We start from the raw sequence: 13,836 nt of genomic DNA, 5'->3' as shown, positions 1-13,836 counted from the left end.
AATATGTTTGCTTTGATTGATGCTGCGCTATCGCGAGCTAGAACCATGTTAACTCTGCTAGTGATGATTCTTATCGCTGGTGTAATTACCTATATTACTATTCCCAAAGAATCGAGCCCTGACATTACGATTCCAATCATTTACGTGTCAGTAGGCCACCAAGGTATCTCTCCGACTGATGCGGAGCGCTTATTGGTTCGTCCAATAGAGCAAGAGCTGCGCTCTATCGAAGGGGTAAAAGAGATGACCTCGGTAGCTTCTGAAGGGCACGCCTCAGTGACGCTGGAATTTAGTGTTGGTGTTGACCTAGCTGAAGCCATGGCTGATGTGCGTGATGCGGTTGATCTCGCCAAGCCCAAACTGCCAGCAGATAGCGATGAGCCGACAGTAAACGAGGTAACATTTGCTTCCGAAGAGCCGGTTCTCACACTGGTTTTGTATGGTACGGTCCCTGAGCGCACAACGGTGCAAATCGCGCGAGCGCTGCGTGACAAACTGGAAAGCTATCGTCAGGTATTGGAAGTGGATATTGCAGGCGATCGCGAAGACATCGTTGAGATCGTAGTCGATCCTCTGTTGATGGAAAGCTACGGCTTGGATCAAGCCGACATCTACAACTTGATTGCGTTAAACAACCGGGTGGTTGCCGCGGGCTTCGTGGATACGGGGTACGGTCGCTTCTCGGTCAAAGTCCCTTCCGTATTTGATTCTTTAAAAGACGTATTAGAGCTGCCGATTAAGGTAAACGGCAAAGAGGTGATCACTTTTGCTGATGTCGCCACGGTACGCCGAGCTTTCCGTGACCCTGAAAGTTTTGCTCGCTTGGATGGGGATCCTGCTGTCGTATTGAATGTGAAAAAGCGTGCGGGCGAAAACATCATTGAAACGGTGGAGCTCGTCAAACAGGTTCTGACTGAAGCGCAAAAGCGAGCGGATTGGCCAAATAACTTACAAGTCAAATATACGTGGGATCAGTCTGATGACGTCAAACTGATGCTTAGTGATCTACAAAACAATATCCTCTCCGCGATTATCTTAGTGGTTATCGTCATTATTGCCATTCTTGGTGTACGAACCGCACTCTTGGTGGGAATTTCTATTCCGGGTTCTTTCCTTACTGGTTTATTAGTTCTTTCAGTGTTTGGCCTAACGGTCAACATTGTGGTGCTCTTCGCGCTGATTATGGCAGTGGGTATGCTGGTGGATGGTGCCATTGTTGTAACCGAATTTGCCGATAGACGAATGCAAGAGGGGACGCCGCGTAAAGAAGCGTATCGAGATGCAGCCAAGCGTATGGCATGGCCGATCACTGCTTCGACGGCCACGACCCTTGCTGCTTTTGCGCCACTATTGTTTTGGCCTGATATTACCGGTGAGTTCATGAAGTACTTGCCATTAACCTTGATTGCTACGTTAACAGCTTCGTTAGTGATGGCGCTGCTGTTTGTGCCAGTGATTGGTGGAATTATAGGTAAGCCACAAGTCGTTGAAGCAAAGCGCCAACAAGAGATGATCGATCTGCATAACGGCGAGTTTGATAAAGCAACGGGCATTACCAAGCTTTACTTTATGACGCTTTCTATTGCGATTCGTCACCCATTAAAAGTGCTACTCAGTGCAGTTTTACTTGCTGGCGGCGTAGGTTTTACTTATAGCAAAGCAGGGCTAGGTGCAGAGTTCTTTCCTGAAGTGGATCCCGCTTTCTTTACTGTCAAAGTTCGATCTTATGGTGATTTATCGATCAAAGAAAAAGACATAGTGATGAAAGAGATCGAGAAGGTGATGATAGGGCACGATGAGTTTGAAAGTGTCTACACCAAGACCGGAGGTAGCGATGAGATTGGGCAAATTCAAATTACCCCCGTGGACTGGCAGTATCGTCGTAAAGTCACCGCCATTATTGATGAATTGAAGCAAATTACTGACCAGTTTTCTGGTGTTGAAATCGAATACAAGTTTCCAGATGCGGGGCCGCCTGTTGAACATGACTTAGTGATTGAGATGTCTGCGCCTAACTCAGATATTAATCAATTAGATAGCGCGGCAAAATTGGTTCGTCATTGGGCTGATCGTAACTCTGCTCTGACTAATCTCAGTGATACGACTAATAAAGAGGGAATTGACTGGCAAATTGATATTCGTCGGGATGATGCTTCACGTTTTGCAGCTGATGCGACTTTAGTTGGCAACACAGTTCAATTTGTGACTAATGGTCTGAAAATAGGCGATTACTTACCAGATGATGCGGATGAAGAAGTCGATATTTTGGTTCGCTATCCACAGGATAAACGCGATATTGGGCGTTTTGATCAGTTGCGCGTGAAAACGGCGGCAGGCCTAGTGCCGATCACCAATTTTGCTCAGATTAAACCAGATCATAAACAAGACACTATTCGCCGCGTAGATGGGCGTCGAGTGGTGAATATCAAGGCGGATATGGCAGAAGGTTATAATCTCGCACTTGAGCTGCCGAAGATCACTGCCGAAGTGCAACAACTGGGTTTGCCTGCTGGTATTGAGTTTAAAATCCGTGGCCAAAATGAGGAGCAAGAAAACTCTTCCGCTTTCTTGCAAAATGCTTTTATGGTTGCGCTGGGTGTGATGGCTCTGATTTTGATTACGCAGTTCAATAGTTTCTATCAAGCGTTTCTGATTTTGAGTGCGGTGCTTTTTTCTACTGTCGGCGTGTTTATTGGCCTACTGATTTTCCAAAAGCCATTCGGCATTATTATGTCCGGTATTGGAGTGATTGCGTTGGCTGGGATAGTGGTGAACAACAACATCGTACTGATTGATACTTATAACCAAATGCGTAAACGTGGCTTAGAAAAAACAGAAGCGATTCTGCGCACTGGAGTACAGCGTTTACGTCCAGTATTACTCACGACTGTGACTACCATTCTTGGTTTGTTACCAATGGTGTTAGAAATGAACATCGATTTGGTCAATCAGAGGATAGAGTTTGGTGCGCCAAGTACGCAGTGGTGGTCACAGTTAGCCACGGCCGTCGCTGGTGGGTTGGCGTTTGCCACAGTTCTCACGTTAGTACTCACTCCTTGCCTGTTGATGCTTGGGCGTGAACACAACATTGATGATCCTAAAGTAGAAACAAAAGAGGCAGCTTAGGCTGCCTCTTCATTTATCATTCGAACTATTTGACGTTACTTCATCGCAAGCAATTTACTGTAGCGATCTAGCTTAGCCATACTGATTTTTGCATTCGCCATAAAGGTTTGCTTTGCTTTACCTGTTAGCGACTTGGACTGTGGCAGCTTAACCGTTCTCGCGTTTTTATGAACGCCATTTACCAAGAATTCATAGTGCAAGTGCGGGCCAGTTACACGACCTGTTCCACCCAATGTACCGATAGTTTGCCCTTGTTTAACACGTTGGCCTGTTTTCACCATTCGCTTAGTTAAGTGCAAGTACTTGGTAATATAAGTATTGCTGTGCTTAATAAACACATAGTTACCGTTGAACTTGTTATAAGAAGATTTCTGTACGATGCCATCACCGGCAGCCCAAATTGGTGTACCCACAGGAGCAGCATAATCTGTACCTCGGTGAGGGCGCACCTTGCCAGTCACAGGATGCAAACGACGAGGGTTGAAGTTTGATGATACACGGCGGAAATCCAAGGGAGCACGTAAGAAGGCTTTTTTCATGGCACGGCCGTTCTCATCGTAGTATTTCCCCGTTTTCTCATCCAAAATAGCGGTAAACTTATCGCCTTGGTTGTGGAATATTGCTGCGATGATTTTGCCGCGTCCAATCACTTCGCCTTCGACGACTTCCTCTTGGTAAAGTACGCGGAAAGTGTCGTTTTTACGAATATCCAACGCAAAGTCGATATCCCAGCCAAAGATGCCAGCCAGCTCCATAATCTGGTTAGCGTTTAAACCTGAAGAAATGCCTGCATTCCAGAAGTTAGATTTGATGGTTGCTTCAGCATAGTTGTATTGGTAGTCGACTTCTTTTTTATCCACTTCAGCAACGTACTTGCCACTCTCCGACTTAATTCTAAATGTCTCGAATGCGTTGAGTGTACGTTTTAGTTGGACAAAGTCATTGTTCTCATCAAAACCAAACTGAAGCTTGTCCCCCGGTCGTAGGCGGGTAAGCTGAGTTTTGATCTCTTTACTGGTTGTAATCAGCTCATGGAGAAGGCGAGGTGATAAGCCGATGCGGTTGAATAGCACTGCTGCACTCTCGCCATCTTTTACCGTATGTGTTTCCCACCTTAACACTGAAGGTAGTGAGCTAAGGGAGGGATTAGACAAGTTTGTCGGTAGAGAAAGAGGCACAGGATAATGTTGGCCGATCTCTAATCGGCTTTGCTCCGGAGCTAGGTCTTGAGGATCGGGTAAAAAAAACAGTGCAACAACAATGAGGGCACTAAAAACACCGATCAATACTTTGTGCAAGAGTGGAAGTCGGACAAAAAATGAATGCATGAGTATTGGATAACTGATTTAAACGTAAAAAATGACAACTACCTAGTCTAACGTGTTTCAAAATGCATCGCTATTCAAGTAAGATGTCCAGCTATTAACTTTTTGCCAAATCTGTGGGAGTGAACAAGAATGGCGAGCATTGAAGCTGCACTAGCCGAGATTAAGCGCGGTGTTGAAGAGCTGATTCCAGAAGAAGAGCTTATCGCAAAACTAAAAGAAGGTCGTCCTCTACGTATTAAATTAGGCGCCGATCCAACAGCACCTGATATTCACCTAGGCCATACGGTTATTTTCAATAAGCTTCGCTTGTTCCAAGAACTAGGTCATGAAGTGACGTTCCTTATCGGTGACTTCACTGCAATGGTTGGTGACCCAACAGGTAAGAACACAACTCGTCCACCGCTAAGTCGTGAAGACGTTCTGCGTAACGCTGAAACGTACAAAGAGCAGGTGTTCAAAATTCTAGACCCAGCTAAGACTAAAATTCAGTTCAACTCTGAGTGGCTATCTGAGCTAGGCGCAGAAGGTATGATTCGTCTTGCTGCGAACCAAACTGTTGCTCGTATGCTTGAGCGTGACGACTTTAAAAAGCGTTACGCAGGTGGTCAGCCAATCGCTATCCACGAGTTCATGTACCCACTGCTTCAAGGTTGGGACTCTGTAGCAATGGAAACTGACGTTGAACTGGGTGGTACTGACCAGAAGTTCAACCTACTAATGGGTCGTGAACTGCAAAAATCTCACGGACAAAAACCTCAAGTTGTACTGATGATGCCGCTTCTAGTTGGTCTAGACGGCGAGAAGAAGATGTCTAAATCTTCAGGCAACTACATTGGTATCAGCGAAGCACCAAGCGAAATGTTTGGTAAGATCATGTCTATCTCAGACATTCTAATGTGGAGCTACTACGAACTACTGTCTTTCCGTCCTCTAGAAGAGATTGCACAGTTCAAAGCGGATGTAGAAGCAGGTAAGAACCCACGTGATATCAAGGTATTGCTAGCGAAAGAGATCATTGCTCGTTTCCACAGTGAAGCAGATGCAGATGCTGCAGAGCAAGAGTTTGTAAATCGTTTTGCGAAGAACCAAATCCCTGACGAAATGCCAGAGTTTGATTTTGAAGCAGGCACACCAGTAGCAAATCTACTAAAAGAAGCGGGTCTATGTGCTTCAACTTCTGAAGCAATGCGTATGGTTAAACAAGGCGCTGCTAAGATCGAAGGCGAGAAAGTTGCTGATGCGAAGTTTGCTCCTGAAGCAGGCACTTACGTATTCCAAGTTGGTAAACGTAAATTCGCACGTATTACTATTAAGTAATCAATAACTGTACAAAATGAAAGCGCCTATACGGCGCTTTTTTTGTATGAAAATTTGATTAATCAACCATAGATTGACTGTAAAAGTGGTTCAACTTTGCTACTATACGCGCGCTGCTAAGTGAGCAGCTTTATCGGAGATTTACATGAACAATACCGACCATCCTCCCAGTTGCTGGGTGAGTAAGATAAAGGGAGCGAAATAACCCGCTTCGGTATTGGCGATCTCCGCCTTACCTGAGTGGTAAGGCATCTTTTCTAATTTTTCCTTCTTGTTATTTCCTTTCATAAATTCTGAATAGACAGTGCTTTGGCATTGATGTTTTTGTACGCCCATAATTTTAAATGCATGGGGGTATTGAAAGCTATTTGCGTGCTTTGTCGATGGTCGTTACCAATGCCAATCGGGAGATTCGCCATGACGGTAATGAACAACACTTTTATTGAAACAACACCAAACTTTTCTGAAGTAGAAATTGGTGCCGCTCGTAATGCGTTTTTGCGGTACGAGCAAGAGCAGCAACTGCACTTGTTAACAATCATGCCTATTGATGAGGCGGTTGGTATCTTGCAACACTGCTCGGTTGGCTATGTGAATAGCCTTATTGCTCAACTTGAACAAGCTGGACATGACAAACGTGCTCGTCACTATGCTCACCAGTTAGGTCTGCACATGTCAGAAGTTGATACGCCAGATGGTTATCTATCGACTAGTGTACTTGGACATGTAAAACAGCGTATTGGCTGGATCATTGCACTTGCGTTGCTTGGAATTGTGTCTGGTTTAATCATCGCTCAGTATGAAGACACCTTGAGTCAGCTTGTTTTACTGGCGGTGTACATGCCAGTGATCGCTGCTGCGGGTGGTAATACTGGAACACAAGCTGCGACCTTGGTTATTCGCGCTCTTGCAACAGGAGAGCTTAAGAAGCGCCAATGGTTAGAGGTATTTTGGAAAGAAAGCCGTGTGGCGCTATTTATTGCACTAGCGATCGCTATTGTGATGGTGGGACGTATTATGCTTTTCAGCAATGGGCAGTCAACGGGCGGCTTTGCGCTAGAAGATATTGCATTGGCTATTGCGGTTGCACTATTTATTCAGGTGACTATTTCTACCACACTTGGCGGTTTGCTCCCTATTATTGCTCGAGCTTTTAAACGGGACCCTGCCGTATTGGTGAGTCCAGTATTAGCATCTATCGTAGATATATCAGGGATGTGGATCTACTTCACGGTTGTAAACTACTTCTTAGGTATTGCCTGACTGAAGTTCACAATGTCTTGATAGAACAGCTTTTCAAATTGAGTAATAGGGGCGATGACAGGTTTGTTATCGTCCCTTTTTTCTGGGAAGTAGTCTGATACAAACTGAACAAACAAGGTGTTTGGTTTACCGTTTTTATCAAGTCCATAACCCGCCATATTATACGTACCGTACAGTGAGCCACTTTTCGCTATCAGTTGTCCTTTGATTGGGGCTTTACGCATACTTTGACGGTATTGCAGAGTTCCTGACTCTCCGGATTTAGGCATGATAGCAATTAGGTTTAAATCTTTCTCGTGCTTCCATATGTAACGAAGGATGTCTGCCATTGATGCTGCAGAGATGCGGTTGTTACGTGATAAGCCAGAACCATCTTCAAGCTGAGCGTTTTTGATATCTATAGACGTATTAGCATAGATGATTTGCTTGATCGCCTCGGTGCCATTTCTAAAACTACCAGGTTGAATATAGAAATGGTGCCCTAACGTTTTCGTTAATGTATCGGCAATCAAGTTATCTGAGCGTTTTAACATTTCCTCAAGCAAGTCTGGCAGGGCTTTAGAGTGGTGACTGGCAATAAGCTTCGTATTGATGCTATCTGCTGGAGCGCCAATTAATACTTGCCCGTGGAGCTTAACCCCTTTTTGACGCAGCAAAGTATAGACAACACGGCTTGTATACGCTCTAGGGTCTTGTACCGCAAATTTAAGCGGCAGCGGCTTATCACGCTTAACTAGGCATCCGTTAAGCTCGTATTGGTTTGAGGAGTGTGCAATAAGGTCTAAGTCACAATGCTTTGCTTTCTGAGCAGATTTGCTAACGGTAATTGCTGAGGTTGAAACATGGATTGGTTGATGCTCAGGGACAAATACCCGCGTTTTACCATTATCTTGAGTATAAATAGACGCCTGAACACAATTCTCATTTAATGTAATCGCACTAGCAGGGGCACTGTAACACACGCCTAGAATATCCCATGGCCAGCCCACGGCGCGGTCATAGCCAACAAACATAGAGTCATCTAACCAGACATTTCCTTTAATTTCGCTAATGCCTTTTTCTTTTAGCTTATCAAACAGCTTACTTAAGTCGTTGCTTGTTAACGTGGGATCGCCACTAAATGACACTACAAGATCATCATTAGCCTTAGAAAGGTTGGTGGTAAAGCTGAAACTATCCCCTAGCTCTAGCTTTGCGGCTAGTGCAGTGACCACTTTCAGAGTACTTGCTGGCGGAAATAGCTGAGAGCTTGGCGCAGAGTCTAGTAGCTCCGTTTTATCACTCAGTTTTTCTGCGACTAGGCTAAGGCGTACCCCTTCAGGAAGTACCTCTTGATATGGATACGCATGGACAATCATGCTGAAGCAATAAAAGAAAAAGCAAATTGGCCAATGTATACGCATGGTGATGACACTTTCTTGTGGTAGATGAGGAGAGTATATACTGAATTGGTGTGAATATCTGAATACAAAAATGCCCGCAATATGCGGGCATTTCTTCAAGTCTAAAGACTCAATTAGAAGTCGTAGCGTAGACCTAGAGCTAGCTCGTCTTCAGAATCAATCTTAGATGCAACTGTGTTACCACCAACTTTACCTAGTTTATCGCCAGCGTCGATTAGGTTGAAGTTGTATGATACGTAACCACGGAAGTTAGGCTTGAAGTAGTAAGATGCGTCAACTGCGAAGTTGTTTGCAGATGTTTCGTTGTTTGTTTCTGCGTTGTTGTACGTAGAAGTAAACACTGTTTGACCTAGAGTGTAAGCACCAGCTAGTTCGTAACCTGTGTAGTCGCCATCTTTCTTAGCTTTTTCACCGTCAGTGAATACACCAGCGAAGTATAGGTCGCCCATAGTGTAAGACGCTGCAAGCATGTATTCGTTAGCTTCGTCTTGGTCTGCGTAACCAGCACCTAGCTCAAGACCTGTGTCTGCGAAAGCGTAGATTGCAGATAGAGAGTAACCGTCTTCACCGTTGTCTGTGTACTCAGTACCAGCAGCGTTTTCGATACGGTCAGCGAAACGGTAGCTTGCTTTAACAGCTAGGTTTTCGAATTGACCTTTGTAAGAAAGCATGTTGTCAGAACGGTCAGCTACAGCTAGTTTGTCTGCCGCAGAGTTACCAGCGTATGCCATGATATCAGTGAAGTCAGTGATAACGCCTAGAGCACCATCGTTTTTACCGTAAGTTACTTCACCAAACGCGCCGCCAAGACCAGCGTATGCGTAACGAGTGTCTAGATTGCTGTTGCCGTCTACGCCGCCATTTTCAGCTGTAGTGAACTCACCTTCCCAGAAACCAACACCGTATAGGTTGTCGTTGATTGCTTGAGTGCCAAGGAAGTTTAGACGGATGCGAGATTTGTCCGCTACGTCACCATCTTTCATAGATAGACGTGCTTCAGCACGGCCGCCCATATCTAGAGAAGTGCCGTCTTGGTTGTAAAGTTCAGCTGCGTTAACGCCAGTTGCCATAGCTGCTGCAGATACAGAAAGAGCAATTAGAGTCTTTTTCATCTTATTTGTCCTAGTTAGCTGTCCATAATCATTGTTTTATGGGGGAGAGGTAATCTCTCACAAGTTATGGTTGTGCGCATAGTTTCATTTGTGAGAAAACATCACTTTCGAAAACACTATTACGTAATAACTTGCCGGACATGTTTTACTGCTAAAGTTTCCTTATGAGTTAGTAAAATGATATAAATCGAACTGATGAACAGTGTTCGATTGTGGCTTTTTATTGTTTAAGTTACTGTATTTGTTGGTTTATGTTGCACTTTGCTTTGCTCTGACATTGATTTGTTTTTATCTTTTTTGATATTTTTATGTGTAACTAGGTGGTTGTTTTTCAATAATTTGAGAAGTGTCTCGAAACTGAGTCTGCTGCATTTAAGTGCATTACATCACGTTATTTCGACTGTTTTTAAATTAGGGTGATTTCACCCTAGAGTTTGTTTAAACTAGAAGAAATGCATCAATTAACTCACTACCCAATCTATTAGATTGGGTAGGCTTTTTTTGTCCAAAGAACCCTTTGGCCTTGAGGTTATATAATGGAAAAAGTTCCAATGACATCGCGTGGTGAGCAACTACTGCGCACAGAACTAGATCGTCTACTAAAGCTTCGCCCTCAAATTTCTGAAGCGATCGCAGAGGCTCGTGAGCTAGGTGATTTAAAGGAAAATGCGGAGTATCACGCAGCTCGTGAAGAACAAGGCATCTGCGAGGCTCAAATTCGTGATATCGAGTACAAGTTGTCTGTTGCTCAAGTAATTGATGTCACTAAAATGGATAACACTGGTAAAGTGATTTTTGGTTCGACGGTTACCTTGATCGACTGTGATACAGAAGATGAGAAAACTTATCAAATTGTTGGTGACGACGAAGCCGATATCAAAGCGGGGCGTATCTCAATCAGTTCGCCTATTGCTCGTGGCTTGATCGGTAAGATGGAAGGTGACGAAGTCGTAATTCAAACCCCTGGCGGTGCTAAAGACTTTGAAATCGATAGCGTAGAGTACATCTAATACAGTTGTCTAAATACAAAAAAGGTCGCATTAAGCGACCTTTTTTTCTGAAGCTAAGAGCGGAAATTACTTGCGTGGAATTTCGATCTTACGCTCTTCAGATTGACGGTATAGTACAAGTGTTTTACCAATAACTTGTACCTTTTCTGCGCCAGTTTCACGCACAATAGCATCAATGATTAGCTGCTTTGTTTCACGATCTTCTGATGCAACTTTAATCTTGATCAGTTCGTGGTGGTTCAGAGCGATTTCAATTTCTGCTAGCACGGCTTCTGTAAGTCCATTTGCGCCCATTAGCACAACAGGTTTTAAACTGTGAGCCAGGCCTTTTAGGTGCTGCTTTTGTTTGGTGCTTAGGTTCATTACGCGGCCAATTTTCTTTAAAATAAGGGTTGAAAAAAGCTATTTTAACGCCATCTATTGCTGAAGACTATAATTTATTGAGTAATAGGTTGAGCCTATTAGAACAATAGCTCCTAATTACGCCTTGTTGGGATTAAAATGAGTAAACAAAAACATTCGGCTAGTTCTGGTCGTTGGTTGAAAGAACACTTTGATGATAAGTATGCAAATGAAGCTCGTAAAAAAGGCTATCGTTCACGTGCTTACTTCAAGATAGACGAGATCCAAACAAAAGATAAATTGTTGAAACCTGGGATGACTGTTGTCGATTTAGGCGCAGCTCCGGGTGGATGGTCTCAATATGCTGCTAAGATAATAGGTGAAGACGGTCAAATTATTGCGTGTGACTTGCTACCTATGGATCCAATCGCTGGCGTAAGCTTCCTACAAGGAGACTTTCGTGACGAGGCGGTTTTAGAAGCCTTGCTAGACAGAATCCAACCTTCAATGGTGGATGTTGTGATGTCTGACATGGCGCCTAATATTGCTGGCAACAACTCTGTAGATCAGCCGCGAGCTATGTATTTAGTTGAATTGGCTTTAGATATGTGTCGACAAGTTCTAGCACCTAATGGTAGCTTTGTTGTAAAGGTTTTCCAGGGTGAAGGCTTCGATCAATTCGTGAAAGAAGTCCGAGACATGTTTAAAGTCGTAAAAATCAGAAAACCAGACTCATCGCGAGCTCGCTCACGAGAAGTCTTTGTCGTAGCCACTGGTTACAAAGGTTAACTATTTCGTTCGTTTAGAGCATGGTTAACACTATAGCTACAGCTAATAAACTGTAGTACCCTACCTTTAATTACAATTAGTTATCGAGAGGCTGACACCTTGAGTGACATGGCAAAAAATTTAATTCTGTGGCTTGTTATCGCTGTCGTGTTGATGTCGGTATTCCAGAGCTTTGGCCCTGGAGAAAGCAATGGCAGAACCGTGGATTACACCACGTTTGTACAGGAAGTTGGCCAAGGCCAGATTCAAGAAGCAACTTTTAAAGACGGTGAAATTAGTTTCGTTCGTCGCGGCGGTGGTGCGAAAATGGTCACTTACATGCCGGTGTATGATCAGAAGCTTCTAGATGACCTAATTAACCAAAATGTAAAAGTACAAGGTACGCCTCCTGAAGAGCAGAGCTTACTTGGTACTATCTTCATTTCTTGGTTCCCTATGATCTTACTGATTGGTGTATGGATTTTCTTCATGCGTCAAATGCAAGGCGGCGGCGGTAAAGGCGCAATGTCCTTCGGTAAGAGTAAAGCTCGTATGATGAGCGAAGAACAAATCAAGACAACTTTTGCTGACGTTGCAGGCTGTGATGAAGCAAAAGAAGACGTAAAAGAACTGGTGGACTACCTACGTGATCCAAGCCGCTTCCAGAAATTGGGCGGTAAGATCCCAACGGGTGTTCTAATGGTTGGTCCTCCTGGTACTGGTAAAACGCTATTAGCGAAAGCCATTGCTGGTGAAGCAAAAGTACCATTCTTTACTATCTCTGGTTCTGACTTCGTAGAAATGTTTGTTGGTGTTGGTGCATCTCGTGTGCGTGACATGTTTGAGCAAGCGAAGAAAGCGGCACCTTGTATCATCTTTATCGATGAGATTGATGCAGTAGGTCGTCAGCGTGGTGCTGGTGTTGGTGGTGGTCATGATGAACGTGAACAAACACTAAACCAAATGCTGGTTGAGATGGATGGTTTCGAAGGTAACGAAGGTATCATCGTTATCGCTGCGACTAACCGCCCGGACGTGTTGGACCCTGCGTTACTACGTCCTGGTCGTTTTGACCGTCAAGTGGTTGTTGGTCTTCCAGACGTACGCGGTCGTGAACAGATCCTAAAAGTCCACATGCGTAAAGTACCTCTAGCGGGTGACGTAGAGCCTTCTCTAATCGCACGTGGTACTCCAGGTTTCTCTGGTGCTGACCTAGCCAACTTAGTAAACGAAGCGGCATTGTTTGCTGCGCGTGGTAACAAGCGTAACGTTTCTATGGTTGAGTTTGAACTTGCGAAAGACAAAATCATGATGGGTGCAGAGCGCCGTTCAATGGTGATGTCTGAAGAAGTGAAAGAGTCAACAGCATACCACGAAGCGGGTCACGCAATTGTTGGCCGTCTGGTACCAGAACACGATCCAGTGTACAAAGTGTCTATTATTCCACGTGGTCGTGCGTTGGGTGTGACGATGTACCTACCAGAGCAAGACCGCGTGAGCATGTCTCGCCAACACCTAGAATCTATGGTTTCTAGCTTGTACGGTGGTCGTCTAGCGGAAGAGCTTATCTACGGTGCTGATAAAGTATCGACAGGTGCCTCTAACGACATCGAACGTGCAACAGACATTGCGCGTAAAATGGTAACGCAATGGGGCTTCTCTGAGAAACTTGGTCCGCTACTTTACGCGGAAGAAGAAGGTGAAGTATTCCTAGGTCGTAGCGTGACACAGACTAAACACATGTCTGATGACACCGCAAAACTTATTGATGATGAAGTTCGTAAGATCATCGACCGTAACTATGACCGTGCGAAGAAAATCTTGGAAGACAACATGGACATCATGCATGCGATGAAAGATGCGCTAATGAAGTATGAGACCATTGATGCAGGCCAGATTGAAGATTTGATGGAGCGTAAAGCTGAGATTCGTGAACCAGCTGGTTGGGGTGATAAGCCTGCAAACAAACCAGAGGACAACGATAAACCTCAAGCGAAACCAGAAGTAAAAGCGGAAGAGAAATCTGTTGATACAGCACAATCAGCTGAGCAACCAACTTCTCAAGAAGCAACTTCAAGTGACGCGCCAGAAAAGAAAGACTCTGAATAAAGAGTAGCTTTTGATAATAAACCCCGAGTTAAGCTCGGGGTTTTTGTATATGTTGTGA

At 44.4% G+C, this 13,836-nt stretch carries 11 protein-coding genes; 6 read left to right on the top strand and 5 right to left on the bottom strand.

The window, feature by feature from the left end; all coding sequences use genetic code 11:
* Positions 1 to 3 precede the first annotated feature (3 nt).
* Positions 4 to 3,126, top strand: a complete 3,123-nt coding sequence (locus ACTS60_RS13620) for an efflux RND transporter permease subunit (RefSeq protein ID WP_440888670.1) — start codon at positions 4 to 6, stop codon at positions 3,124 to 3,126.
* A gap of 35 nt (positions 3,127 to 3,161) precedes the next feature.
* Here the strand turns inward: ACTS60_RS13620 and ACTS60_RS13615 are convergent, their stop codons facing one another.
* On the bottom strand, positions 3,162 to 4,454 hold the full coding sequence (locus ACTS60_RS13615) for a peptidoglycan DD-metalloendopeptidase family protein (RefSeq protein WP_440888669.1): 1,293 nt from the start codon (positions 4,452 to 4,454) through the stop codon (positions 3,162 to 3,164).
* Between the two features lie 129 nt (positions 4,455 to 4,583).
* Between ACTS60_RS13615 and tyrS the strand changes: the two genes are divergently transcribed.
* The gene (gene tyrS, locus ACTS60_RS13610) at positions 4,584 to 5,771 is read left to right on the top strand and encodes a tyrosine--tRNA ligase (RefSeq protein WP_440888668.1); all 1,188 of its coding nucleotides are present in this window, start codon (positions 4,584 to 4,586) and stop codon (positions 5,769 to 5,771) included.
* A gap of 141 nt (positions 5,772 to 5,912) precedes the next feature.
* On the opposite strand, the gene ACTS60_RS13605 is transcribed toward tyrS, so the two are convergent.
* Positions 5,913 to 6,107, bottom strand: a complete 195-nt coding sequence (locus ACTS60_RS13605; protein ID WP_440888667.1) for an ABC transporter substrate-binding protein — start codon at positions 6,105 to 6,107, stop codon at positions 5,913 to 5,915.
* 81 nt (positions 6,108 to 6,188) lie between these two features.
* Here ACTS60_RS13605 and ACTS60_RS13600 point away from each other — a divergent pair, with 81 nt between their 5' ends.
* Complete coding sequence (locus ACTS60_RS13600; protein ID WP_440888666.1) at positions 6,189 to 7,034, top strand: magnesium transporter; 846 nt, start codon at positions 6,189 to 6,191, stop codon at positions 7,032 to 7,034.
* On the opposite strand, the gene dacB is transcribed toward ACTS60_RS13600, so the two are convergent.
* The gene (dacB, locus tag ACTS60_RS13595; RefSeq protein WP_440888665.1) at positions 7,013 to 8,437 is read right to left on the bottom strand and encodes a serine-type D-Ala-D-Ala carboxypeptidase; all 1,425 of its coding nucleotides are present in this window, start codon (positions 8,435 to 8,437) and stop codon (positions 7,013 to 7,015) included. The genes ACTS60_RS13600 and dacB overlap by 22 nt on opposite strands.
* 113 nt (positions 8,438 to 8,550) lie before the next feature.
* A complete protein-coding gene (locus ACTS60_RS13590) occupies positions 8,551 to 9,549 on the bottom strand; it encodes a porin (protein ID WP_440888664.1) in 999 nt (332 codons plus the stop codon).
* 536 nt (positions 9,550 to 10,085) lie between these two features.
* Between ACTS60_RS13590 and greA the strand changes: the two genes are divergently transcribed.
* Positions 10,086 to 10,559, top strand: a complete 474-nt coding sequence (gene greA, locus ACTS60_RS13585; RefSeq protein ID WP_440888663.1) for a transcription elongation factor GreA — start codon at positions 10,086 to 10,088, stop codon at positions 10,557 to 10,559.
* Positions 10,560 to 10,625: 66 nt separating this feature from the next.
* Here greA and yhbY read toward each other — a convergent pair whose 3' ends face one another.
* A complete protein-coding gene (gene yhbY, locus ACTS60_RS13580; RefSeq protein WP_010450084.1) occupies positions 10,626 to 10,922 on the bottom strand; it encodes a ribosome assembly RNA-binding protein YhbY in 297 nt (98 codons plus the stop codon).
* A 138-nt stretch (positions 10,923 to 11,060) separates the two neighbouring features.
* Between yhbY and rlmE the strand changes: the two genes are divergently transcribed.
* Both rlmE and ftsH read left to right on the top strand, forming a co-directional pair.
* The gene (rlmE, locus tag ACTS60_RS13575; RefSeq protein ID WP_440888662.1) at positions 11,061 to 11,690 is read left to right on the top strand and encodes a 23S rRNA (uridine(2552)-2'-O)-methyltransferase RlmE; all 630 of its coding nucleotides are present in this window, start codon (positions 11,061 to 11,063) and stop codon (positions 11,688 to 11,690) included.
* Between the two features lie 108 nt (positions 11,691 to 11,798).
* Complete coding sequence (gene ftsH, locus ACTS60_RS13570) at positions 11,799 to 13,778, top strand: ATP-dependent zinc metalloprotease FtsH (RefSeq protein WP_440888661.1); 1,980 nt, start codon at positions 11,799 to 11,801, stop codon at positions 13,776 to 13,778.
* The last annotated feature ends 58 nt before the right edge of the window (positions 13,779 to 13,836 follow it).

Source organism: Vibrio sp. WZ-1 (assembly GCF_052037695.1).
GTDB lineage: Bacteria > Pseudomonadota > Gammaproteobacteria > Enterobacterales > Vibrionaceae > Vibrio.
Note: the sequence above shows the minus strand (reverse complement) of the source record. Positions and strands in the feature narration are given on the sequence as shown.